Here is a 23,801-nt window from a genome sequence, read left to right as displayed (position 1 = left end):
GCGAGCCGCTCGGTCGGCTGGGGCGACCGGTTCGCTCTGGGCGGCGGCGGATAGCGCCCGCCCCCTACTGCCCCTCGGCCCCGCCGAAGCGGGCGATCCATTCGGTGACCTGTTCGTTCTCGACCTTCTTGAACAGCACCTCCGGCGCGGCGACCTTGCGGCCGGCGGGCAGGATGTCGAGGGCTGAGCTCCCCGTCGGCCAGGCGCCCGGAAACGGCTCGCCGACGGCGAGCGCGATCTTCTCCGCGGCGAAGGGGATGAAGGGCTCCGAGACCTTGGCGAACAGGGCGACCAGGTTGAGGCCCATGCGCACCGCCATGGCCGCCCGCTCCGGATCGGTCTTGATCGCCGTCCAGGGCGCGGCCTCGGTCAGGTACTGGTTGCCCAGCACCCAGAGCTGACGCAGCGACTGGCAGGCCTTGCGCATCTCGATGGCGTCGAGGTTGTCGGTCAGCTCGGCCAGCTTGGCGGCCACGTCGGCCTGTAGCTTGAGTTCCAGTTCGCCCGGCGCGCCGCCTTCGGGGACCACGCCCTCGAAGCGGGTCTCGGTGAATTTCAGGATGCGGTTCACGAAGTTGCCCAGCACGTCGGCCAGGTCGGCGTTCACCTGGGCTTGGAACTGCTCCCAAACGAAGCTGGCGTCCGAGCTTTCCGGGGTGTTGGCGGTGATCCACCAGCGCCAGTAGTCGGGGGGCAGCAACTCCAGGGCATGGTCCATGAATACCCCGCGCTGCTGCGAGGTGGAGAACCGGCCGCCGTAATAGTCGAGCCAGTTGAAGCCCTTCAGCCGATCGACCAGCTTCCAGGGGGCGTTGTTGGCCGGCCGCCAGGCGCCATCGGCCTCCAGCCGCTCGTTGGAACCGATCAGGGTGCAGGGGAAGCCCACGGTGTGGAAGGGCACGTTGTCCTTGCCCATGAACTCCACATAGGTGACGTCGGCCGCGGCGGGCCCGCGCCACCAGCGCTCCCAGTCGGAGTCCGGCGCCGGGCCCCTGCCCGCCTCGGCGGCCTGGGCGTCGGCCCATTCCCAGGTGGCGGCGATATATTCGATGGGAGCGTCGAACCAGACATAGAAGACCTTGCCGGCCAGGCCTTCGATGTCCGGCAGCTCGCCCTTGGGATTGGAACCCCACTCGAAGGCGTTGACCGGCACGCCCCATTCCAGGTCGCGGGTGATGCCGCGGTCCTGCAGGCCCTCGTCCAGCCACTTCAGCGCGATCGAGGTGACCAACAGCGGCCAGTCGCCCTTCTTGCCGTCGATCCAGGCGCGCAGCTTGTCGGAGAACAGGCTCTGGCGCAGGAACAGGTGCTTGGAGTCGCGGATCTCGATGTCTTCCGAGCCGGAGATCGCCGAGCGCGGATTAATCAGATCGGCGGGGTCCAGCACCCGCGTGCAGTTCTCGCACTGGTCGCCGCGCGCCGCGCCGTAGCCGCAGTGTGGGCAGGTCCCGATCACATAGCGGTCGGGCAGGAAGCGCTTGTCGAACTTGGAATAGACCTGCTGGGTGACCCGCTCCTCGATGAAGCCGGCCTCCCAGAGGCCCTGGGCGAAGCGCTGGGTAAGCCGGTGGTTCTGCGGCGAGGACGAGCGGCCGAAATGGTCCCAGGAGAGGCCGAACCTGCGTCCCAGGTCGTGCTGCACCTGGTGCTGCTCGGCGCAGAAGCTGGCCGGATCCTGGCCGGCCTCGGCGGCGGCCAGCTCGGTGGGGGTGCCGTGCTCGTCGGTGGCGCAGATATAGAGGGTCTCATTGCCCCGCGAGCGCTGGAACCGCGCATAGACGTCGGCCGGCAGCATGGAGCCCGCCAGAGTCCCCAGGTGCTTGATCCCGTTGATGTAGGGCAAGGCCGAGGTGATCAGGATGCGGGACATGAGGTCTCTCGAAATGGGGAGGAGCGGCGGCTTATAGGGCGCCCCATCTGGTTCGCCAAAGCGCTCGCCGCAAGGCCCGGCACAATCGCCGCTGGCCTTTTGAATGGTTAAGCTTCAATCTACCCTTACGGAAGGCGGCGCTTCGCCAACGAAAACAACAGGCTGCCTCCGCAACAACAGGGAGAGACGCATGTTGAAAGGTATCAACTGGATCGCCGTTCTCGTGGCGGTGGTGTTGCTCGAGGCCTTGGGCTTCCTTTGGTACGGTCCGCTGTTCGGTGAGCGTTGGACGGCCGCCCTGGGCAAAGAGCCCGACATGTCCAACTTCGCGGTGAATATGAGCCTCGGCGTGGTGAACACGATCATCATCGTGCTGGGCCTGTCATGGCTGCTCCGCCACCTGGGCGCGACCTCGCTGCAGGCCGCGGTGCTGGGCGCCCTGGCGGCCTGGTTCTTCTTCAATTTCACCACCATGGCCGTCGAGTACATCTATGTCGGCCACAGCGCCGAGTTCGTGCTGATCAATATGGGCTTCCAACTGGTCTCCTACGTGCTCGCGGGCGCCGTCCTGGGGCTCATGAAGCCCAAGGCGGCTTAGCAGGGTCCCCGGCGCTTTCATTCGCCGCCGTGGCTCGCCTATAAAGTCCACCGATCCGGGGGATGGAGGGCGGCATGCGGGGATGGGTGACGGCGCTGGGGCTCAGCGCGATGCTGGCCCTGGCGGGTTGCAGCCAGCAGGGCGGCGGCGACAAGCCGCAGACACTGAAGATCTACAACTGGTCGGACTATATCGACCCGGCGATCCTGGCCGACTTCACCAAGGAGACCGGAATCAAGGTCGTCTACGACACCTTTGATTCCAACGAGATCCTCGAGACCAAGGTGCTGCAGGGCCAGACGGGCTACGACATCGTCACGCCCTCCAACCACAATGTGCCCCGCTACATCGCCGCCAAGGCCATCGCGCCGCTGGACAAGGCCAGGCTGCCCAACGCCAAGAACCTGTGGCCGGACGTCATGGCCCATCTCGAGCCCTTCGATCCGGGCGCCAAGTACGCGGTCCCCTACATGTGGGGCACCATCGGCATCGGCTACAACGTGGACGCCGTGGCCAAGCGGCTGCCGGGCGTGAAGATCGACAGTTGGGCGGTGGTGTTCGATCCCAAGAACCTGGCCAAGCTCAAGGACTGCGGCGTCTACTACCTGGACGCCTCGGAGGACATGTACGCGGTCGCGCTCAACTACCTGGGTAAGGACCCCAATTCCAAGAACCTGACCGACTACCAGGCGGCCACCGACCTGATGGTCAAGGCCCGGCCCCATGTCCGCAAGTTCCACTCGTCGGAATATATCGAGGCCCTGGCCAACGGGGATATCTGCGTGGCCGTGGGCTATTCCGGCGATGTCCTGCAGGCCCGGGACCGCGCCGAGGAGGCCAAGAACGGGGTGAAGCTCGCCTACGTCATCCCCAGGGAGGGCAGCCAGGTCTGGTTCGACGTCTTCACCATCCCGATCGACGCGCCGAACCCCGACGCCGCCTACAGCTTCCTCGACTACATGCTGCGGCCGGAGGTGATCGCCAAGGCGTCGAACTTCACCCAGTACGCCAACGCCAACGCCGCGGCGACCAGGCTGGTGGACGCCGAGGTGCGCGACAATCCCAACGTCTATCCCACCCCCGAGGTCTTCAAGCGGCTGTTCGTGACCAAGGACAAGGACCAAGCCCTGCTGCGCGAGGTGACGCGGATGTGGACCAGGGTGCAGACGGGGCAATGACGCAACGCTCGCGCCCGCGCCTGAACATCGGCGCGGTCCGTTCGACCTTCGCGCCCTGGGCCGATCCGGCGGCCAGGCCGCTGGTGCGGTTCGAGAATGTGGTGAAGCGTTTCGGCGGCGAGACCGCCGTGGCCGGGGTCTCCCTGGACATCTACGAAGGCGAGTTCTTCGCCCTGCTGGGCCCTTCGGGCTGCGGCAAGACCACCTTGATGCGGCTGCTGGCCGGCTTCGAGGACCCCGACGAGGGCCGCGTGACCTTGGCCGGCGAAGACCTGGCCGGACGCCCGCCCCACCGGCGGCCGGTCAATATGATGTTCCAGTCCTACGCCCTCTTCCCCCATCTCAGCGTGGAAAAGAACATCGCCTTCGGCCTACGCCAGCTGGGCCTGGCCAAGGACGAGGTCGCAGCACGGGCCGCCGAGATGCTGGCCCTGGTGCGGCTGGATGGCCTGGCGCGACGCAAGCCCCACCAGCTCTCCGGCGGCCAGAGGCAGAGGGTGGCGCTGGCCCGCGCCATCGCGCCCCGGCCCAGGATGCTGCTGCTGGACGAGCCCCTCGCGGCCCTGGACCGGAAGCTGCGCGAGGAGACCCAGTTCGAACTGATGGCCCTGCAGCAGAGCCTGGGCATGACCTTCCTGATCGTCACCCATGACCAGGAGGAGGCCATGGTCACCGCCGACCGCATCGCCGTGATGCGGGAAGGCCAGATCGTGCAGATCGGCCGGCCGGCGGAAGTCTATGAGGCGCCCAATTCCCGCTACGTGGCCGACTTCATCGGCGACGTGAACCTGTTCGAGGGCAAGGTTGAGCGCGCCGATGGCCAATCCGTCCGCCTGGCGAGCGACGAGGCGCAGGGCGGGTTCGAGGCGGTCGAGGACGATGTGATCGCGGTCGGCGCCACGGCCTGGCTGGCGGTGCGACCCGAGAAGATTCAGGTCCATCTGGACGCGCCGCCTCCGGGCCCCAACCGGCTGGCCGGCAAGGTGGCCGACATCGGCTATCTGGGCGACTGGACCACCTATCTGGTCGAGCTGCCCAACGGCCGGACCCTACGCGCCGCCCGCGCCAACGCCGCGCGGTTCGTCGAACGGCCGGTGGACTGGGATGACCAGATCTGGCTGACCTTCGCCCCCGACGCCGGCGTGGTGCTGACCCAGTGAGCGCCCGGCGCGACAGGACGGGCCTGGCCGCCATTGCGCCCTTCCTTTGGCTGGGCGTCTTCTTCCTGTTCCCGTTCCTGCTGGTGGCCAAGCTGTCGCTGTCGGACACGGCGCTCGCCATGCCGCCCTATGCGCCGCGGATCGACTGGGCCCTGGGGATGGCGGGACTACGCGCCTTCCTGGCCGCCCTGGACCTGCAGACCTATGGCCGGCTGACCTCCGACCACCTCTATGTGGCGGCCTATCTCTCCAGCCTCAGGTTCGCGGCCGTCGCCACCGCGATCCTGCTGCTGCTGGGCTATCCGATGGCCTACGCCATGGCCAGGTGCTCGCCGGCGGTGCGCCAGGCCCTGCTGATGGCGGTGATCCTGCCGTTCTGGACCAGCTTCCTGATCCGGGTCTATGCGCTGATCGGCATCCTCAAGCCCGAGGGCCTGCTCAACGCCGTCTTGGCCGCCGTGGGCCTGGGTCCGGTCGCGCTACTCAACACCGACGCCGCGATCTATATCGGCCTGGTCTACGCCTACCTGCCCTTCATGGTCCTGCCGCTCTACGCGGTGCTGGAGCGCCAGCATCACGACCTCCTGGAGGCCGCCGCCGACCTGGGCTGCACGCCCTTGCAGGCCTTCTGGCGGGTAACCTTCCCGCTCTCCCTGCCCGGCGTCGGAGCGGGCGCCCTGCTCTGCTTCATCCCCATGGTCGGCGAGTTCGTGATCCCCGATCTGCTGGGTGGTTCGGGCACGCTGATGCTGGGCAAGACCATCTGGACGGAGTTCTTCGCCAACCGCGACTGGCCCGCCGCCTCGGCCGTGGCCATCGCCCTGCTGGCCACCCTCGTCGTCCCCATCGCCCTCTACCAGCGCCAGCAGGCGAAGCTGATCGGGGGCGCGAGGTGAGGGCTTCGGCGAACAGATCCTCCCCCAGCGCGCAGCGCGATTTGGGGGAGGTGGATCGTCGCCTCTTCGTGACGAGCCGGAGGGGGTTTCATCCACGGCAGGACGAGTCAAAGTCCCCCTCAGTCAACTTCGCTGACAGCTCCCCCAGAAGGGGAGCATCGACTTGAGGCGCGGGCTCACGGCGTTCAACCGCGTCTCCCTGCTGTTCGGGTTCGGCTTCCTCTACCTGCCGATCTTCCTGCTGGTGGTCTATTCATTCAACGCCAGCCAGCTGGTGACGGTGTGGGGCGGGTTCTCCACCCGCTGGTACGCCTCGCTGTTCCGCAACGAACAGCTCTTGGACGCCGTCTGGGTGACCTTCCGGGTGGGCCTGATCTCCGCGACCGTGGCGACGATCCTGGGGACCTTCGCGGCGGTGGCCCTGGTCCGCGCCGGGCGGTTCAAGGGCCGGACCCTGTTCTCGGGCTTGGTCTATGCGCCCCTGGTCATGCCCGAGGTGGTGCTGGGCCTGTCGCTGCTGCTGCTGTTCGTGGCCTTCGGCCTGCCGCGCGGCTTCTGGACGGTGGTGATCGGCCACGCCACGGTGACCCTCTGCTACGCCACCGTGGTGATCCAGGCCCGGCTCGCGGCCTTCGACCGCCAGCTGGAGGAGGCCGCCCGGGATCTGGGCTGCCCGCCCTTCAAGGCCTTCTTCCTGGTCACCCTGCCCAATATCGCGCCCGCCGTGGCGGCCGCCTGGATGCTGGCCTTCACCCTCTCGCTGGACGACCTGGTGATCGCCAGCTTCACCTCGGGCCCCGGCGCCACCACCCTGCCCATGCGAATCTACAGCCAGGTGCGGCTGGGGGTGAACCCGGAGATCAACGCCGTCTCCACCCTGCTGATCGGCCTGGTGGCCACGGGAGTGATCGCCGCCTACCTCATGCAGTTGCGACGACGCCAGGATGCCTAGAAGGGCGGCGCCTCCCCCGGTGTCATCCCGGAAAGCGCGAAGCACTTATCCGGGACCCATACGCGTTTGAATCTCAGAGCGCGGCGAGACCCTGTTGCAGCCTGCGCCATCAGGTGTTCATGGGTCCCGGTGTTGCTTCGCAAACCGGGATGACAGCTTGGGCTAGAGCGGCGCGACGCGGTCGAACCAAGGCCGCGCCTGTTCCAGCTGCCCGGCCAGCCGGAACAGCCCCGCCTCCTCCCCCATCCGCCCGACGAACTGGAGGCCGATGGGCAGGCCGCCCGCGCTCCAGGCCAGGGGCACGCTCATGGCCGGCTGGCCGGTGTTGTTGAAGGCCTGGGTGTTGGGCATGAAGGCGAACAGACGCGGAGTGTACTGGCGCAGGTCCTCGGTGAGATGGCCGATAGGGATCGCCGGGCTGCCCAGGCTGGACAGCAACAGCACGTCATAGCGTTCGAACAGTCCCGCCACCGCCCGCCCATAGGCATGGATCGCCGCCAGGCCGCGCACGTAGGTGGATCCCGCAACCCCCTTGCCGCGCTGGTACATGGCCCAGGTCAGCAGCTCGACCTCGTCCTCGCCGATAGGCCGGCCGCGCCGGTCGCCTTCGGCATCCAGGTTGGCGGCGATGCTGGCGCCGATCACGTCGCCGGCCGCCTGTTGCATGGCCGCCAGATTACCCGGCACGGTGACCTCCTCGACCACGTGGCCCAGGCTCTCGCAGAGCCGGGCGGCGTCCAGCACGGCCGCCTTGCACTCGGGGTCCAGGGCCTCGGAGGCCAGGGCCGCGGTGGTGAAGCCGATGGCCAGCTTGCCCGGCTCGCGCCCGACATCGTCGGCAAAGGGCCGTTCCGGGGCGCTGAGGAAATAGGGATCGCCCGGCTGCGGCCGGCACACCGCGTCCAGCAGCACGGCGGAATCGCGCACCGAGCGGGTGACCGCGTGCTGGATCGAGGCCCCGCCCCAGCCCTCGCCCAGCGGCGCGAAGGAGACCCGGCCGCGCGAGGGCTTCATGCCGAACAGGCCGCAGGCCGAGGCCGGGGTGCGGATCGAGCCGCCGCCGTCGCTGGCGTGGGCCGCCGGCACGATCCCCGCCGCCACCGCCGAAGCCGCCCCGCCCGAAGAGCCGCCCGGGGTGCGCGAGACGTCCCACGGGTTGCGGCAGGGCCCCAGCAGGGCTGGCTCGGTCACCGGCATCAGCCCGAACTCCGGGGTGTTGGTCTTGCCGAAGATCACCAGCCCCGCCTGCTTGTAGGACGTGACGATGGCGCTGTCGGCGACCGCCAACTGGTCCTTGAACACCGCCGAGCCGGAGCTGGTGGCCGAGCCCGCCAACAACGCGCCCAGATCCTTCAGCAGGAACGGCACGCCCGCGAGCGGTCCGGGGGTCGGGTCGCGCTTCACCTCCGCCCGGCCCCATTCAGTGAGGTCCATGGTGACGGCGTTGACCGCCGGATTGACCTGCGCCATCCGCGTCACGGCGGTTTCCAGCAGCTCGGAGGCGCTCACCTCACCCTTGGCGACCAAACCGGCCAAGCCCACGGCGTCGTGCCGGCGATAGTCCTCGAACTTCATGCTGGTCCTCCCGGCGTTTTGACCAAGGGACCACAGCCGACACGCGAGGCCAACGGGGACCTTGCGTCATCCTAGGCCTTCGCTTCATAAGCGGGCCGTCCAAGGGCCGGATTAGCTCAGCTGGTAGAGCAGCGGTTTTGTAAACCGAAGGTCGCGGGTTCGAGTCCTGCATCCGGCACCATGGAACGCCAGGCGGCTCTCGCCTCGAACTCAACCCCGGAAAACGCCCGTCATGGGAGCAAAACGCGCTTCGGGGCCGTCCCGCGAGTTGAGTGTGTTTGACCCTCCGGCGAGCGTGGGGAAAGGTCGCTCGGTTGGAGGCGCCCGATGTTCAAGATCCTACTACCGCTCGCGGCCGCGGCCGCGGCGTTCCTGTTCAGCGTCGGAAACGCTAAGGCCGCCGCATCCGCGTCGAGCCCGTCGCCCGCGCATCACCAGGAACTGCGCCCCTAGGCCGACGGTCCTCGGAAGCGCCACGCCATCTCCCAGGCGTCGTGCGGAATCGCGATCGCCAGTAGAATTGCGCCGACGATCACGCCGACGGCGAATACGAGCGCCATGTCTTCGTGGTGGCGCGATAACCTGGGGACCATGGAACTCTCAGTGCTTGGGATTTCGGATCGTAAGTCCCTAACCCCCGATCGCGACACCCGCGTTCCAGTTTTGTGACATTTAGTTCCGCCGCCCCGGCCAGCAACAGTTCGACCTTGCAAGTCTTGGCGCTAGGTTAGACGTGGGGCAGGCGACGAATTCAGGAGCGATTCGGGATTTGGAACGGCCACAGATCCAGGAGGAACCGGTCGAAGACGGGCGCGACACCGCGTCCCGGCGGTTGGTCGACGGTCTGGACGAGGCGCTCGAGGCGCTGGTCGCCGAGGGTTACGAGATTCGCTGCATCTTCACCTCGCCCGAGGGCGCGGCGCGGCTGTTCCTGGAGGCCGGCGAGGACGCCATCAACCTGGACAGCGATCCGGAGCAGGACCGCGCCTGGTATGGCCCCTTCGAACTGAGCCCGACCACCGATCGCGAGACCCTGATCCTGTACTGTCTTGGCGAGGAATGCTGGTTCAAGACCCTCGAAGGTCTCTGAGCCGCATGACGGCGGCGATTGTCGCCAAATCTCCCAATCTCCAGAGCGCGAATCCCTGCAAGACCCGGCGCAACCCCGGGTTGGCACGCCCATTGCGAAGCTCGCTCGTGAATCTAGATCACATCCCTTTTGGAGACTCCAAATGAACTACTTCGGAAAGGCCCTGGCCGTATCCGCCCTCGCGGCGGTGACGACCCTGGCCGCGACCGCGGCGAACGCCGCGATCGTCATCAAGCCCTTTGGCAGCTATCAGTCGGCCCTCAATCCCGGCGAGACGCTGGTTACGAACTTCAACAACCCTCTCGTCCTGGCTCCCGGCTTCACCATCGGCGGCACCTACTCGCTCCGGACCGGCACCACCGGCCAAGGCGCCGCCCCTGCGTTCGGTCCTCTGGATCCCGCCGACGACGACCCCAGCCGCTATCTGAGCGTGCGCGCCGGCGAAATGGCCCAGTTCACCGCGCCCTACGTGTCGCGTCTGAGCTTCTACGTCGGGTCGCTGGACGACTACAACTCCATCACCTTCCACCTGAAGGGTGGCGGTACGCAGACCTTCACCGGCACCGATCTCGGCCTGGTGTCGGGCGCGGCGAACGGCAACCAGACGGCGGCGAACACCAACGGCCGCTTCACCTTCTGGTCCGACACCGCCATCACCGGCTTCGACCTGGCCTCGAACAGCAACTCGTTCGAAGTCAGCAATATCGGCTCGGCGGTTCCGGAACCGGCGACCTGGGCGATGATGATCATCGGCTTCGGCAGCGTCGGCGGCATGGTCCGCAGCAGCCGTCGCCGTCAGGCCGCCGTCTTCGCCTAAAAGTCTCAGTGCCAGTAGCGTAACAGTAAGCGTAAGCGTCGGATGCGCCGCCGGTCCCCACGCCGGCGGCGTTTTTCGTTGAGGCCCGCCGCCGTCGTGGGCATGAAGGGCTCCGCCCGCCAACGGAGCTTGCGTGTCCGACAAACCCATCGAGGTCTTCATCGACGCCGACGCCTGTCCGGTGAAGGACGAGGTCTACAAGGTCGCCGCCCGCTACGGGCTGAAGACCTGGGTGGTCTCCAACGCCTTCATGATGATCCCGCAGTCGCCGATGATCGCCCGGGTGATCGTGGACGCCGGACCCGACGTGGCCGACGACTGGATCGCCCAGCATGTGGCGCCGGGCGACGTGGCGGTGACCAACGACATTCCCCTGGCCGAGCGGGTGCTGAACGCCGGCGGCCATGCCGTGGCGCCAAATGGCAAGCCGTTCACCGAGAACTCCATCGGCGCGGCCATCGCACAACGGGCCCTGATGGAGCAACTTCGCTCCACCGGCGACATCCTGGGCGGCCCGAAGCCCTTCGACCGCAACGACCGTTCGCGGTTCCTGCAGGCGCTGGACGAGATCATCCAGAAGGAACGGCGCAAGCGCGCCTTGCAACGCCGCGATCGTTGACTAGCTTCCCATCGAATTCATTGCAGAGGTTTGGCTCATGATGCGCGCGGCGACGATGTTGATAGGGGCCTGCGCCCTGCTGGCCGGCTGCGGCCAGAAGACCGAGGCGCCGCCCGCCGCGGCGCCGCAGGAGCTGACGGCCGAACAGAAGGCGGCCGTCCTGGCCTCCCTGCCCGCCCCGTACAACACCGCCGACCTGGCGAACGGTAAGAGCAAGTTCGGCCTGTGCAAGTCGTGCCACACCATCGTGCCCGGCGGGGCCAACATGACCGGCCCCAACCTGCACGGGGTGTTCGGCCGCAAGGCCGGCGCGGTGGCGGACTACAAGTACTCCGACGCCGTCAAGAACGCGGGCTTCGTCTGGGACGCCGAGCACCTGGACAAGTGGCTGGCCGAGCCCCGTACCTTCCTGCCGGGCACCAAGATGAGCTTCGCCGGCCTCAAGGAGGCCAGGGATCGCGTCGACCTGATCGCCTATGTGAAGGTCGAGTCCGGCTACAAGGCGCCGTAGGGGGGGCTTATTCCGCGGCGTTGGCTGCGCGGGTCTGCTCGGCGTCCTCGAAGGCCTCGATTCGCCGGGCGGTGGCCTGGGGCGACTTCGTGAACCGGGCCAGCATGTTGTAGAACACCGGCACGATGAACAGGGTCAGCAGGGTCGCGAAGATGGCCCCGAAGAAGATCACCACGCCGATGGTCTTGCGGCTCTCGCCGCCCGCCCCGCCCCAGACGATCAGCGGTATCGAACCCGCCGCCGCCGAGATCGAAGTCATGATGATCGGGCGCAGACGCAGGGAAGCGCTCTCGATCACCGCCTCACGAATGGTCAGGCCGTCGTCGCGGAGCTGGTTGGCGAACTCCACGATCAGGATGCCGTTCTTGGCGGCGATCCCCACCAGGATGATCAGTCCGATCTGGCTGTAGGTGTTGATGGTCGAGCCGGCGATCAGCAGGCCGAACAGCCCGCCCAGCGCCGCCACCGGCACCGTGAGCATGATGACCGCCGGGTGGATCCAGCTCTCGAACTGGGCGGCCAGCACCAGGAAGACCAGGATCAGGGCCATGCCGAAGGCAAGGCCGACGGCGCCGCCGGCCTCGAGGAAGTCGCGAGCAGCCCCGCCCCACTTGATCTGGAACCCGGGCGGTTGCTTGGAGACCTCGGCCTCGAAGAACTTCACGGCCTCGCCCACCGGATAGCCGGGGTTGAGCTGGGCCGAGAGCGAGATCGCCCGCAGGCGATCGACTCGAGCGCGGTCGGGAGTGTCGCCGCGCACCTTGGTGGTCACCACCGAGGCCAGCGGAACCTGGGCGCCGCTGGCGGTGCGGACATAGAGGCTCTCCAGGTCGGACTCCGTCTGGCGCCGCGCCCGGTCTGTCTGCAGGATGACGTCGTATTCCTGGCCGTTCTTGATGTAGGTGGTGACCCGGCGCGAGCCGAACATGGTCTCTAGCGCCCGACCGACCGCCTGGGCCGAGACCCCGAGACTGGCCGCCTTCTCCCGGTCGATCTCCACCAGCACCCGCGGGCTGGTCGGTTCGTAGTCCAGGCGGGGGCGGGCGAGACCTGGATTGGCCTGCGCCGCCGCCAGGATCGGCTGGATCCAGCGTTCGATGTCGGCGTACTCGTTGCCGACCACGATGAGGTCGACGCCGCCGCCGCCGCCGCCGGGGCCACCCCGTTGCAGTCCGCCGCGCACCGATGCGATGGCCCTCACCGAGGTGATCGAGGAGAACTCCCGGTTCAGTTGGGCGGCCAGCTCGTTGGAGGTGATCTCAGAGTTGTCGGGCAGAGCCGCATTGCCGCCGGCTGTGTTGAAGGAGTTCGCGCCGAAACGGGGGGCCGACAGGATGTAGCGTTCGATGACGCCCTCCTTCAGCAGCTCGAGTAGTCGGGCTTCGACCGTTTTTGTCGCGACATCGACGTAGTCATAGCCCGCGCCTTCCGGGCCGCTGATGTTCATCTCGACGCGCCCACGATCTTCGTCGGGGACCAGCTCCCGGGGGAGGACCGTGAAGAGCGCGAAGGCGGCCAGCGCCAGCACGACCACGAGGCCACCCGTGGCGATCGACGCGATCCGGCGACCCAGCAGCCAATCCAGGGAGGCATGGTAGGAGTTTCGAAGCTGGTGCATCGCCGCGTCTACCCGCCGGGCGATGAAGCCCTGGCCGCGGGCTGGGCGCAGCAGTTTGGAGGCCAACATCGGTGATAGGCTGAGCGCTAGCAGGGCCGAAAAGGCCACGGCCGCGGCGATGGCCACCGCCAACTCCACGAACAGCTTGCCGATGTAGCCGGGCAGGAACATCAGCGGCGCGAAGACCGAGATCAGCACGATCGTCGTGGCCACCACGGCGAAGAACACCTGGCGTGCGCCGCGCTGGGCCGCGACGATCGGCGGCTCGCCCTCGTCGATTCGCCGCTGGATGTTCTCGACCACCACGATGGCGTCGTCGACGACGAGGCCGATGGCGAGCACCAAGGCGAGCAGGGTCAGCAAGTTCAGCGAGAAGCCCAGCGGCGCCAGGACGATGAATGTCGAGAGGATGCAGATCGGGGCGACTACGGACGGGATCAGGGCCGCGCGCCAGGTGCCGAGGAAGATGAAGTTCACCAGGGCCACCAGGACGAGCGAGATGCCCATGGTGATCCAGACTTCCTCGATGGCGTGTTTGGTGAAGACGGTGAAGTCCACCGCCACTTCCAGCTTGGTGCCCTTCGGCAGCGACTTGTTGATCTCGGGCAGTTCGGCGCGGACGCCTTCGGAGATTTCCAGGTCGTTGGCCTGGGACTGGCGCCGAATGGCTATGCCCACCTGCTCGCGGCCGTTCGAGCGGAACATGCGCCTGCGCTCGTCCGGCCCCTCCTCAACCCGCGCGATGTCGCCCAGCCGGGTGATGTATTCCGCGCCGGGCGCCGGCGTGACCGCGGCGTTGGCCGTGGCGCCGGCCGCCGCGGCGGCCGTGGCGCGGGCGGTGGACGAGGTCACCGGCAGATCGGCGAACTCTTGCGGGGTGGTGTAGCCGCGGGCCACGCGGATGGTGAAGTCCTTGGAGGGCGCTTCCAGGGAGCCGGCCGGCAGCTCCAAATTCTGGGCGTTGAGCGCGGTCTCGACGTCGTCGACGGTGATGCCTCGCGCCGCCATGGCGTCGGCGTCGAGCCAGATGCGCATCGAATAGAGCTGGCTGCCCCCTACCCCGACATTGGCGACGCCCGAGACCGTGGAGAACCGCTCCACCAGATAGCGATTGGCATAGTCTGAAAGCTGCAGTCGGTTCAGGGTCGTCGAACTGAACGACAGGAACAGAATTGGCTGGGCGTCGGCGTCGGCCTTGGCGATTTGCGGCGGGTCAGCCTGCAGGGGAAGGTTGGCCGAGACCCGGCTCACGGCGTCGCGCACGTCGTTGGCCGCGTCGTCCAGGTCGCGGTCCAACCGGAAGGAGATGTTGATCCGCGACTGGCCGTCCCGCGACGACGAGTTGACGCGGTCGATCCCCTGGATGCCGGACACCTGGCGCTCGATCACCTCGGTGATCCGCTCCTCGACGACCTCGGCCGAGGCGCCGCGATAGGTGGTCGAGATCGAGACCACCGGCGGATCGACGCTGGGCAGCTCGCGCACGGTGAGCGAGGCGAACGAAGCCAGGCCGATCACGCAGAGGATGATCGCGGCCACCGCCGCGAACACCGGCCGACGGACGGAAATGTCCGACAGCATCATGGGGCGGGCCGCGCGCCCGGCGGGCGTGCTCTCGCCTGGCCGCCCGCCGCGGCCAGCACCGGGCGAACCGGCTGGCCGGGCTGCAGCTTGTTCAGCCCGTCGGCCACCAGGCGATCACCGGCCTGAACGCCGTCGAGGATCTCCACGAAGCCGCCCTGCCGCGCGCCGGTGCGGACCGGCCGTTGCTCGGCCGTCAGGCGCTCGCCCTGGCCGTTGAGGACATAGACGAAGGCGCTGTCGCCCTGGACCGAAAGGGCGGCCTCTGGAATGGCCAGGCCCTGGCGCTGGCCGCGGGCGATGGCCACCCGCATCATCATGCCGGGCTTCAGCTTGCGACCTGGATTGGGGAACTCAGCCCGGGCGGTGATCGCGCGCGTGCGCTCGTCGATGCGGGTGTCCAGCTTGGCGATCCGCCCCTGGATCGTCTCGCCCGGATAGGCGTCGGCCTTGGCGTGGATCGGCTGGCCCTCACGGAGCGAGGCCAGGTAGCGATCCGGTATCTCGAAGTCGACCCGAACGGTGCTGATGTCGTCCAAGGTGACGATGGCCGACCCCGGATTGATCAAGGCCCCGGGCGCGATGTCGGACAGGCCGACCACCCCGGCGAACGGCGCGCGGATGGTGCGGTCGGCCTGGCGGGCCTGGGCCGCCTGCACGTCGGCGCGGGCGGCGAGATAGGTCGCTTCGCGCTGGTCGAGCGCGGTCTTGGAGGCATAGCCCTGGGCCGCCAGGGCCTTCCAGCGGTCGAAGTCGCGCTGCGCCTGGACCAGGCGCGCCTGGGCCTGGGCCAAACCCGCGTTCTGCTCGGTGTCCTTCAGCTCGACCAGCACCGCGCCCTTGGCGACCGCTTGGCCGTCGCTGAAACGCACGCGATCGACCAACTGAGTCGCCGCCGCGGTCAGGGTCACGGACTGGCGGCCCTTGGCCACCCCAATCACGTCGATGGAATCGATGAACACCCTGGACTGGACCGCAGTCACGCTGACCGGCGCAGGACCGCCCATGCCGCCGCCGCCACGGCCTCCGCCGCCCTTGCCGGCAGCTTGACCGCCGCCCTTCGGCGCCGCCATGGCCGCGCCGGGCGCGCCCCCCGGTCCCTCCTTCTTGCCGAGGGTCAGCTTCCAGCCGCCGGCCACGACCATGAGGACGAGGACCAGGATGGCGCCAACGAGGAAGAAGTGGCGTCTGAGCAAGCGACTGAAACTCCGGGAGCGATTGAATACAGACAGGAACACCGACTAGTCCCGCCCGTCCTATGGCGTCCAGATAGGCGCCGTCCAGTGACAGAACGATGGCTCCGCGTGTCGGCTTTGAAATAGAGCCGCGCGCGCCGCGTACTTGCCCCTCAATCCGTGAGATATGAAGACTGTCAGCGCCGAGCCGCAAAGAAAATGGGCGCCCGGCCAGGGCGCCCATTCTGTGGAATGACTGTCGTTCGACTCAGGCGTCGTAGCCCGGGAGCGCCCGATCGAGCTGGCGCAGGGCGCCGGGCCAGGCGAGGCTGCCGCCCAGACCGCGCGACAGCTGCATCTTGACCTCGTCCTGGGCGTGCTGGGGGGCGAACAGCACGTTCTCGCGGCCGGCCGACAGGGCCATGACTTGCTGCTTGCAGGCGCGCTCCAGATAGAACATGCGGATCCAGCAGTCGGCGGCGCTGGCGCCCACAGCCAGGGTTCCGTGATTGCGCAGCAGCATGACGTGTTTGTCGCCGATGTCGGCCACCAGGCGCTCGCGTTCGTCGAGGTTCAGCGCGATGCCCTCATAGTCGTGATAGGCCAGCATGGTCCGCACGATCAGCGCGTGCTGGGCCAGCGGCAGCAGGCCCTCGGACTGGGCCGAGACCGCCACGCCCTGGTCGGTGTGCAGGTGCATGACGAAATGGGCGTCTTCCCGCGCGGCGTGGATGGCCGAGTGGATGGTGAAGCCCGCCGGGTTGATGAAGTACGGGGTCTCCTGGAGGACGTTCCCATCCAGGTCGATCTTCACCAGCGACGAGGCGGTGATCTCCCCGAAGTACATGCCATAGGGATTGATCAGGAAGTGATGCTCGGGTCCCGGGATGCGGGCGGAGATGTGGGTGTAGATCGCATCGTCCCAGCCGTGCAGGGCGACCAGCCGGTAAAGGGCGGCGAGATCCACCCGGGCCTGCCATTCCTCAGCGCTGACCTTGCCCTTAAGCGAACTCACGCCCGCGAGCGAACCATCGGCCATGGCGGCCTCCCTGTCTGAACCTTGGGCGGCAGAGTCGCGCCGCGGGGTCGTAGCGTCAAGGCGCAACCTCAAACGCCTGTTCGAAATCGCTTCACGGAAAAGTTCGTTAACGAATACTGCATTTCTGCAAGTATGCGACCCGCCTGAATTCGTATTCGATGTCGTAACAGCAGAGCTTGTTTCGTCGCCAGCCGAACGATGGCTTCAACACTTCCTAATCTATTGTGACACGTTCCCATTCAACAGAGCCGGAGGCTAGGATGTCTCGTAGCTTGCTTATGGCGACGGCCGCCGCCGCGCTGCTCTTCGCCGGCCGGGCGGAAGCGACCACCTATGTGTTTGAGACCGTCCTATCCGGATCCAACGAGGTTCCCGTGGCGGTGACCCCCGGTACGGGCTTCGCGCGCGTGACGATCGACGACCTGTTCGACACCATGCGGGTCGAAGCCAATTTCTCCGGGCTGCTGGGCACGACCACTGCTGCGCATATCCATTGCTGCGCGCCGGTCGGGACCAACATCGGCGTGGCGACCACGACCCCGACCTTCACAGGGTTCCCGAGCGGCGTCACCAGCGGGACCTATGACCACACTTTCGATATGACGCGCCGGCAGCTACAACGCCGGGTTCATCGCCGCCAACGGTGGAACGGTCTCAGGCGCGTTCGCCGCCCTTTTCGGGGGCCTTCAGGCGGGCCAAGCCTATTTCAACGTTCACAGCACGACCTTCCCAGGCGGAGAGATCCGCGGGCAGCTCAGCTATGTTCCCGAACCCGGGACCTGGGCTCTGATGATCGCGGGCTTCGGGCTCGCGGGTGTGGCGCTACGCCGGAAGACCCGGCCCCACCCAGCCTGACGGCCTGGGCGGACGGTTCCCGATCTCAGCCCGTCCGCACCCGCGCCACCGCGTCCAGCCAGCGGGCATAGGCCTGCTCGCGGCCGTGGCCGTCCAGCCCGGGTTCGAAGCGCTCGGTCTTGGCCCGGGCGGCGGTGGCCTCCTCGGCGTCGGCGTAGATCCCGGCCCCGATGCCCGCGAACAGGGCCGCGCCCAGAGCGGTCATCTCCTGGAAGCTGACCCGGCCCACCGCCACCCCGGTCAGGTCGGCCAGGCGCTGGCTGAACCACTTGCTGCGCGCCATGCCGCCGTCGATCCGCAGCTCGACCTGGGCGCCGAAGGCGCCGGGCGCGTCGGCCCGCATGGCCTCGATCAGGTCACGGGTCTGCAGGGCGCAGGCGTCGAAGGCGGCCTCGGCGATCTCGGCCAGGCCGGAGTCCCGCGTCAGGCCGAAGATCGCACCGCGCGCGCCGGCGTCCCACCAGGGCGCGCCCAGTCCGGTGAAGGCCGGGACCAGGACCACGCCGTGGTCGGGCTTGGCGGTCTGGGCCAGGGCCTCGGCCCCGGAGCCGCCGCCCGCCACGCCCAGGCCCTCGTTCACCCATTGCAGGGCCGCGCCGGCGATGAAAATCGAGCCTTCCAGAGCGTAGGTCGCCCGGCTGTTCAGCCGCGCGGCCACGGTGGTCAGCAGCCGCGAGCGCGATGGCGCCAGGTGCTCTCCAGTGTTGACCAGCATGAAGCAGCCGGTGCCGTAGGTGGCCTTCATCTCCCCGGCCCGAATGCAGCCCTGCCCCATCAGCGCCGCCTGCTGGTCGCCGGCCACCCCTCGGATGGGAACCGCCGCGCCCAGCAGGTCCGGCAGAGTCGTCCCGTAGTCGTCGGCGCAGTCCAGCACCTTGGGCAGCAGGGCCGCGGGCACGTCCAGCATGTCCAGCATCTCGGTCGACCAGGCCTGGGCCCTTAGATCGAACAACAGGGTGCGCGAGGCGTTGGTGGCGTCGGTGGCGTGGACCGCCCCGCCGGTCAGCTTCCAGATCACCCAGGTGTCCATGGTGCCGACCAGCAGCTCGCCGGCCTGGGCGCGGGCCCGGGCGCCCGGAACTTCGCCCAGCAGCCAGGCGATCTTGGTGCCCGAGAAATAGGGGTCCAGCAGCAGGCCGGTGATGCTCGTGACCTTCGGCTCCAGCCCCGCGGCGCGCAGCCGCTCGCAGGTGGGAGCCGTGCGGCGGTCCTGCCAGACGATGGCCTTGTGGATCGGCTTGCCCGTGGCCTTGTCCCAGATGACCACCGTCTCGCGCTGGTTGGTGACGCCGATGGCGGTGACCTCGGACATCGACCGTCCGGCCTTCTCCACCGCCTCGCGCAGCACCTCCACACAGGTCTCGAAGATCTGCTCGGCATCGTGCTCGACCCAGCCGTCCTCGGGATAGAACTGCTGCAGCGGGCGCCCGGCGTCGGCCAGGGGCGCACCCTTGGCGTCGAACAGTATGGCGCGGGTCGAGGTCGTGCCCTGGTCCAGGGCCAAGATCAGCGGATCGGCCATCCTCGTATCGCTCCCTCAGGCGCCCACGGCCCTTAAGGGCCTTTCATGGTCAGAGCCTTCTAACCATGTTTTCATTCAGCCTCAGCAGATTCGCCAGCTTGGGCGCCGGGAGTTCCGAGTTTGAGCGTGGCCGCGAAAGCCGACGAGATTTTGGGCCTGGCCAAGAGCAAGGCGCCTGCCGACCGCGAACGCCTGCTGCTGGCCATCGTCGATCTGTGCGACGCGGGCGAAGGCGCCCAGGCGGTGATGAAGGCGCCGCCGATCCAGGCCCTGCTCAACTCCATCTTCATGAGCCTGGTGGTCGAGGCCGAGCGCGATATCCGCGCGCGCCTGGCGGAGAAGCTGGCCGGCGCCGACTGGGCGCCCGTGGCCCTGGTCAACGTCCTGGCCCTGGACGACATCGAGATCGCCCGTCCGATCATCGCCGGCAGCCCGGTGCTCAAGGACCACGATCTGGTCCGGCTGCTGGTCGAGGCCACCATCGAGCACCAGATCGAGGTGGCGCGGCGTCCCAACCTGGGCCCGCCGGTGGTCGCCGCCATCCTGCAGCAGCAGGAACCGGCGGTGCTGACCGCGCTGGCCGGCAATTTCACCGCCCAGGTCAACGCCCACGACATGAGCCGGCTGGTCACCGCCTCCGAGCGGATCGTCGCCCTGCGCGCCCCGCTCTCGCATCACCCGGCCCTCACCGACGATCTGGCGCGGCAGCTCTATATCTGGGTCGGCCAGTCCATGCGCCAGGCCCTGGTCGCGCGCTTCCGCCTGGACGGCGCGGCCCTGGACGCGGCGCTCGGGGCCGCCGTCCGCGAGGCCCACGGCGGCCTGGCGCCGCCGACCGGCGAACTCGTCGTCCGTCGCGAGGGCGAACGCGAGGAGATGGAGGAACAGCTTCTGGCCAAGCTCAACTCCGCCGGCCAGCTGCGTCCCGGCTACCTGTTGCGCGCCCTGCAGGACGGCAAGCTGTCGCTGTTCGTCGGCGGCCTGGCGACCCTGGGGCGCTTCGACCTGACCCAGGTGCGGCGGGCGCTGAACTCCGACCGGCCCGAGCTGCTGGCCCTGGCCTGCGCCTCGGTCGACATCGACCGCAGCGTCTTCCCGACCATCCTGGAGCTGGTCCGCAATCTGAACGGCGGGCGTCCCGGCGGCGGGGACGAGGCCGCGCGCCGGGCCGGAGGCGCCTTCGGGCCCCTGGGCGCGGACATCGCCGGCGCCGCCTTCCGCCGGGCGGTCACGCCGCGGTGACGCTCCTAGTTTACGACCCTGGTTGACGGAATGGGCGATCCAGGAGCTTTTGACCGCCGATGTTCAAACCCGAGCCTTTCGTCACCCGCCTGGCCTTCACCGCCAGCGACCGGCCCGAGGCCCAGGAGGCGTGCGCCGCGCTGATCGCCCGCTATGGCCAGGCGTCCCCCGCCGACGCCCAGGCGATCGTGGCCCTGGGCGGCGACGGCTTCATGCTGGAGACCCTGCACGAGAACCTGACGGGCGACCGGCCGATCTACGGCATGAACCGCGGCTCCGTCGGCTTCCTGATGAACGAGTACAGCGAGGACGCCCTGCTGGAGCGGATCAACGCCGCCGAGCGCGCCGTCATCCACCCCCTGCAGATGGTGGCCATCGACGCCCACCATCGCGAGCACCGTGCCGTGGCGATCAATGAGGTCAGCCTGCTGCGCCAGACCCGGCAGACCGCAAAGCTGCGCATTTCCATCGACGGCAAGGTTCGGCTGGGCGAACTGTCCTGCGACGGAGCCCTGGTGTCCACCCCGGCCGGCTCGACCGCCTACAACCTCTCGGCCCACGGCCCGATCATCCCGCTCGACGCCCGCGTCCTGGCGCTGACACCGATCAGCGCCTTCCGCCCGCGCCGCTGGCGTGGCGCGCTGCTGGCCCACACCGCGCGGGTCAAGTTCGAGATCATGGAGGCAGACAAGCGCCCAGTGAGCGCCGTGGCTGACAATTTCGAGGTCCGCGACGTCCTGGAGGTCCATATCGCCGAGGATCGCGACGTCGCTCTGCATATGCTGTTCGACGCCGGCCGCAGCCTGGAAGAGCGGGTGTTGGCGGAGCAATTTTCCGTTTGATATCAATCAGATTTACACTCCATTCGTTGTTAACGGATGCGCCTTAGTCTGTTGACGACTATTTAGGAGGCGCCTCGTGAGCCAGCAGAATCCGGGCCAGGTCATTCCCGCCCCCACAAATCTTCGACTCAAGGTTGGCGGTCGCTTCGGCGCGATCGATCCCAGCGCCATCGCCAAGGCCGAGGCCGCGCTGAAGAGCCTGTCGGGGAACTTCTCGCAATGGCTCGCCGACGAGGTGGTCAAGCTGGACGCCGCGCGCCAGACCGTGCGCGCCCAAGGCGTCTCCCCCGAGACCATGGAGACGCTCTATCTCCGCGCCCACGACCTCAAGGGCCTGGGAACGACCTACGAATTCCCGCTGATCACCCGGATCGGCGCCTCGCTCTGCCGGCTGATCGACGACAAGGACAAGCGCCTGACCGTCTCCATGCCGCTGGTCGACGCCCATATCGACGCGATCAAGGCCGCCGTCCGCGACGACATCAAGACCGACGAGCATCCGGTGGGGAAGATCCTCATCGAGGAACTGGAACGCAAGGTCATCGAGACCGGCGCCTAACGACTCCGAAGCTACCGCCTCACATCACGTTGGCGAGCGGCTCGGCCACCACGCCGTAGCCGGCGTCCGGCGGCAAGACCAGCACCTTGCCGCCCGGCCCGTCCTGAATCTGCGGCTCGACAGTGACCAGGGTGCGACCGACCGCCCGGGCGATGCAGTCGCTGGCGCTGCCGGCCTCGGCCAGCAGCTGGACGTTCATCCGCGTCGGGAAGATCACCTTGCGCTCCCCGGCCGCGGCCAGGCGCAGCACCTCCTTGGGCTCGATCCACTCGGCGTCGACGGTTTCGTGTCCGTCGCAGGCGGCGAGTTGATCGGCCGGGGCGTCGGCCACATAGAACCAGGTGTCGAACCGCTTCGGCGTCAGCGGCGGCGTGATCCAGCGGGCGAAGACGGTGAGCGCGTTGAGGTCGAGACGCACGCCCAGGTCCTTCACCACATCCAGGAAGGCGGTCTCGCCCTTATCCACGGCGCGGCGCACGTCCATCGGACAGGCCTCGCCGCCGATCGGCGATCCGTCCAGCCGCGCGCCGAACAGGATGCCGGCCTCCTCGAACACCTCGCGGATGGCCGCGATCCGCAGGCCCCGCTGGTCGGCGTCGAAGTCGTCCCAGCCCAGGACGTGGTTCGCCCAGGCCGGATCATGATCGCCCGCATGGCTCTTGCCGCCTGGGAACACCAGGGCGCCGGAGGCGAAATCGATCTGGTGGTGGCGCTTGACCATCAGCACTTCGAAGGTCGGATCGTCGCGCAGCAGCAGGATGGTGGCGGCGGGCTTGATGTCCTGGGTCATGGCGCCAGCTTGAAAGCCCCGGCGCGGCCACGCAAGCCTGACCCTAGGTCAGGCGCTCTGTTCGGCGCGGAACGACTTGCGCGTTTCGCTGGAGATGCGGTCCATCTTCTCCAGGAGGTAGTCCACATCCTCGCGCGATGCGGCGGTCGGCTGGGTCAGGAACCGCTGCAGCATCTTCTCCTGGAAGCGCTCGCGATCGCGCGCGCCGCCGTCGAACTCCATGGAATGGAAGGTGTCCACGCCCGAGCGGAACGCCGGATAGAGCCGCGCCGGCAGGCCGGCCCGCTCGTAAATCGCCCGCAGGCCCAGCGGGCCGGCGTCGTGGATCATCAGCCAGGTGCGGTGATGCGGCACCCCGGCCAGTTCGGCCAGGCCCCATTCCAGGAAGGTCATGTGGCCGTGCGCCATGCCCCGCAGCAGCAGCGAGGCCGACAGGCGCTGGTTCTTGTTCAGGTGCGCGACGAAGGCCCTCACGTCGCTAGTGCGGCCGGCCTGGTCGACCAGGTCGATGGTCGCGCGCTCCTTGGCGCCCATGACGATCTGCAGGGCCAGTTCCGGCGAGACCGCGTGGTGGTTCAGCAGGTGGTCACGAACCGCGTCGCCGACCATGTCGATCAGCCGCTCGGTCACCGAGACCGGCAGGGCGTCGCGATAGGCGACCGCCGCCAAAACCCGCTCGGACTGCTCGAAGCGCTCGATCACCCGTTGCAGGGTCAGTTCGGCGAAGTCGGCGTTGTCGTTGGCGCAGGCGGCCTCGACGGCGCGCTCCACCCCGTGCTCGACGATGGCGGCGGTGACGGCCTGGGACACCCGCGGCCGCTTGGCGATCACCACCTGGCGCACCGGGCCGCCTAGCCGGATGATCTCGGCGAGATCTTCGTCGGTGAAGGCGGGCGAGGCGCCCAGGATCGGCAGGGCGACGCTTTCCACGTCGCGGGCCAGGGTCAGGGCGACGTCGCGGGGCACCACTGAGGAGTTCTTCAGGGTCACGGCCACGGCGCGGCGCACCAGTTCGGCCGCGTCGGCGGCCATCACCCGCAGGATTTCATGGGCCTGGGCGCGCTCCTCGTTGGAGAGGGTCGCGGTCTCGATCGAGCGGCAGAGCCGGTGCGCGGCGACGGCGCGCTCGTCGGGCGTCGCACCCTTCACGAGCGTGCGAATATCGTCGTCCGTCAGCGCCGCACGCGTGGTCGCCATCTCCGCCTCACCCCAGCTCGGAACCGAAGGCTCCGAGCGCCATAGTGGACGGTTAGGCTTAATGATCGGTTGCCCTGGAAGGTGTGGATTGGCGGGCGACGTAAACCCCTCGCAA

22 protein-coding genes, 1 tRNA gene and 2 pseudogenes are annotated in these 23,801 nt (G+C 68.1%); 16 read left to right on the top strand and 9 right to left on the bottom strand.

Annotated features, from left to right (window positions below; genetic code table 11):
- Positions 1-64: 64 nt before the first annotated feature.
- Positions 65-1,870 carry a methionine--tRNA ligase gene (metG, locus tag Q8Q88_RS20685; RefSeq protein WP_305677076.1) on the bottom strand — a complete coding sequence of 602 codons (1,806 nt, stop codon included), beginning with the start codon at positions 1,868-1,870 and terminating at the stop codon, positions 65-67.
- Positions 1,871-2,060: 190 nt separating this feature from the next.
- Between metG and Q8Q88_RS20680 the strand changes: the two genes are divergently transcribed.
- From Q8Q88_RS20680 to Q8Q88_RS20660, 5 genes are all read left to right on the top strand, one after another.
- Positions 2,061-2,468: a DUF1761 domain-containing protein gene (locus Q8Q88_RS20680; protein WP_305677075.1), complete on the top strand. Its 408-nt coding sequence runs from the start codon at positions 2,061-2,063 to the stop codon at positions 2,466-2,468.
- A gap of 74 nt (positions 2,469-2,542) precedes the next feature.
- Positions 2,543-3,646 (top strand): polyamine ABC transporter substrate-binding protein, encoded by a 1,104-nt coding sequence (locus Q8Q88_RS20675; RefSeq protein WP_305677074.1) that lies wholly within the window; start codon positions 2,543-2,545, stop codon positions 3,644-3,646.
- Positions 3,643-4,806, top strand: a complete 1,164-nt coding sequence (locus tag Q8Q88_RS20670; RefSeq protein WP_305677073.1) for an ABC transporter ATP-binding protein — start codon at positions 3,643-3,645, stop codon at positions 4,804-4,806. Before Q8Q88_RS20675 ends, Q8Q88_RS20670 begins: the two co-directional genes overlap by 4 nt.
- Positions 4,803-5,702 carry an ABC transporter permease subunit gene (locus Q8Q88_RS20665; RefSeq protein ID WP_305677072.1) on the top strand — a complete coding sequence of 300 codons (900 nt, stop codon included), beginning with the start codon at positions 4,803-4,805 and terminating at the stop codon, positions 5,700-5,702. The genes Q8Q88_RS20670 and Q8Q88_RS20665 overlap by 4 nt, the downstream gene beginning before the upstream one ends.
- Positions 5,703-5,865: 163 nt before the next feature.
- Positions 5,866-6,654, top strand: a complete 789-nt coding sequence (locus Q8Q88_RS20660) for an ABC transporter permease (protein ID WP_305677071.1) — start codon at positions 5,866-5,868, stop codon at positions 6,652-6,654.
- A gap of 162 nt (positions 6,655-6,816) precedes the next feature.
- On the opposite strand, the gene Q8Q88_RS20655 is transcribed toward Q8Q88_RS20660, so the two are convergent.
- Entirely contained in the window at positions 6,817-8,229 is a 1,413-nt protein-coding gene (locus Q8Q88_RS20655; RefSeq protein ID WP_305677070.1) for an amidase, read from the bottom strand.
- Positions 8,230-8,334: 105 nt separating this feature from the next.
- Between Q8Q88_RS20655 and Q8Q88_RS20650 the strand changes: the two genes are divergently transcribed.
- A tRNA-Thr gene (locus tag Q8Q88_RS20650) sits at positions 8,335-8,410 on the top strand.
- 146 nt (positions 8,411-8,556) lie between these two features.
- Positions 8,557-8,682, top strand: coding sequence for a hypothetical protein (locus Q8Q88_RS20645; RefSeq protein ID WP_305677069.1), 126 nt, complete (start codon positions 8,557-8,559; stop codon positions 8,680-8,682).
- Here Q8Q88_RS20645 and Q8Q88_RS20640 read toward each other — a convergent pair.
- On the bottom strand, positions 8,679-8,822 hold the full coding sequence (locus Q8Q88_RS20640; protein ID WP_305677068.1) for a hypothetical protein: 144 nt from the start codon (positions 8,820-8,822) through the stop codon (positions 8,679-8,681). The two genes, Q8Q88_RS20645 and Q8Q88_RS20640, sit on opposite strands and share 4 nt — an antisense overlap.
- Positions 8,823-8,998: 176 nt before the next feature.
- Here Q8Q88_RS20640 and Q8Q88_RS20635 point away from each other — a divergent pair, with 176 nt between their 5' ends.
- The 4 genes and pseudogenes from Q8Q88_RS20635 to Q8Q88_RS20620 all read left to right on the top strand — a co-directional run bounded on the left by Q8Q88_RS20635 (position 8,999) and on the right by Q8Q88_RS20620 (position 11,266).
- Positions 8,999-9,319, top strand: coding sequence for a hypothetical protein (locus tag Q8Q88_RS20635; RefSeq protein WP_305677067.1), 321 nt, complete (start codon positions 8,999-9,001; stop codon positions 9,317-9,319).
- Between the two features lie 706 nt (positions 9,320-10,025).
- A pseudogene (locus tag Q8Q88_RS24855) lies at positions 10,026-10,136 on the top strand (PEPxxWA-CTERM sorting domain-containing protein); the annotation flags it as partial.
- 133 nt (positions 10,137-10,269) lie between these two features.
- Positions 10,270-10,755, top strand: a complete 486-nt coding sequence (locus tag Q8Q88_RS20625) for a YaiI/YqxD family protein (RefSeq protein WP_305677065.1) — start codon at positions 10,270-10,272, stop codon at positions 10,753-10,755.
- Positions 10,756-10,792: 37 nt separating this feature from the next.
- Positions 10,793-11,266, top strand: coding sequence for a cytochrome c family protein (locus Q8Q88_RS20620; RefSeq protein ID WP_371129890.1), 474 nt, complete (start codon positions 10,793-10,795; stop codon positions 11,264-11,266).
- Between the two features lie 7 nt (positions 11,267-11,273).
- On the opposite strand, the gene Q8Q88_RS20615 is transcribed toward Q8Q88_RS20620, so the two are convergent.
- The 3 genes from Q8Q88_RS20615 to Q8Q88_RS20605 form a co-directional block, all read right to left on the bottom strand.
- Positions 11,274-14,465, bottom strand: coding sequence for an efflux RND transporter permease subunit (locus Q8Q88_RS20615; protein WP_305677086.1), 3,192 nt, complete (start codon positions 14,463-14,465; stop codon positions 11,274-11,276).
- Positions 14,465-15,661, bottom strand: coding sequence for an efflux RND transporter periplasmic adaptor subunit (locus Q8Q88_RS20610; protein WP_305677064.1), 1,197 nt, complete (start codon positions 15,659-15,661; stop codon positions 14,465-14,467). Before Q8Q88_RS20610 ends, Q8Q88_RS20615 begins: the two co-directional genes overlap by 1 nt.
- A 247-nt stretch (positions 15,662-15,908) precedes the next feature.
- Entirely contained in the window at positions 15,909-16,679 is a 771-nt protein-coding gene (locus Q8Q88_RS20605; RefSeq protein WP_305677063.1) for a class II aldolase/adducin family protein, read from the bottom strand.
- A 260-nt stretch (positions 16,680-16,939) separates the two neighbouring features.
- Between Q8Q88_RS20605 and Q8Q88_RS24850 the strand changes: the two are divergent.
- A pseudogene (locus tag Q8Q88_RS24850) lies at positions 16,940-17,290 on the top strand (CHRD domain-containing protein); the annotation flags it as partial.
- A gap of 19 nt (positions 17,291-17,309) precedes the next feature.
- A complete protein-coding gene (locus Q8Q88_RS24845; protein WP_371129891.1) occupies positions 17,310-17,534 on the top strand; it encodes a PEPxxWA-CTERM sorting domain-containing protein in 225 nt (74 codons plus the stop codon).
- A gap of 25 nt (positions 17,535-17,559) precedes the next feature.
- Here the strand turns inward: Q8Q88_RS24845 and glpK are convergent, their stop codons facing one another.
- The gene (gene glpK / locus Q8Q88_RS20600) at positions 17,560-19,056 is read right to left on the bottom strand and encodes a glycerol kinase GlpK (RefSeq protein WP_305677062.1); all 1,497 of its coding nucleotides are present in this window, start codon (positions 19,054-19,056) and stop codon (positions 17,560-17,562) included.
- 126 nt (positions 19,057-19,182) lie between these two features.
- On the opposite strand from glpK, the gene Q8Q88_RS20595 reads away from it, so the two are divergent.
- The 3 genes from Q8Q88_RS20595 to Q8Q88_RS20585 all read left to right on the top strand — a co-directional run bounded on the left by Q8Q88_RS20595 (position 19,183) and on the right by Q8Q88_RS20585 (position 21,699).
- Positions 19,183-20,298, top strand: coding sequence for a DUF2336 domain-containing protein (locus tag Q8Q88_RS20595; RefSeq protein ID WP_371129889.1), 1,116 nt, complete (start codon positions 19,183-19,185; stop codon positions 20,296-20,298).
- A gap of 59 nt (positions 20,299-20,357) precedes the next feature.
- Positions 20,358-21,140, top strand: coding sequence for an NAD kinase (locus Q8Q88_RS20590; protein ID WP_305677060.1), 783 nt, complete (start codon positions 20,358-20,360; stop codon positions 21,138-21,140).
- Positions 21,141-21,216: 76 nt separating this feature from the next.
- Positions 21,217-21,699, top strand: coding sequence for an Hpt domain-containing protein (locus tag Q8Q88_RS20585; protein ID WP_305677059.1), 483 nt, complete (start codon positions 21,217-21,219; stop codon positions 21,697-21,699).
- Positions 21,700-21,718: 19 nt separating this feature from the next.
- Here the strand turns inward: Q8Q88_RS20585 and Q8Q88_RS20580 are convergent, their stop codons facing one another.
- Positions 21,719-22,489, bottom strand: a complete 771-nt coding sequence (locus Q8Q88_RS20580) for an NUDIX hydrolase (RefSeq protein WP_305677058.1) — start codon at positions 22,487-22,489, stop codon at positions 21,719-21,721.
- A 48-nt stretch (positions 22,490-22,537) separates the two neighbouring features.
- Positions 22,538-23,686: a DUF2336 domain-containing protein gene (locus Q8Q88_RS20575; protein WP_305677057.1), complete on the bottom strand. Its 1,149-nt coding sequence runs from the start codon at positions 23,684-23,686 to the stop codon at positions 22,538-22,540.
- Positions 23,687-23,801 lie beyond the last annotated feature (115 nt).

It is taken from the genome of Phenylobacterium sp., assembly GCF_030697925.1.
Taxonomy (GTDB): Bacteria; Pseudomonadota; Alphaproteobacteria; order Caulobacterales; family Caulobacteraceae; genus Phenylobacterium.
This window is presented reverse-complemented; position numbering and strand designations above follow the sequence as displayed.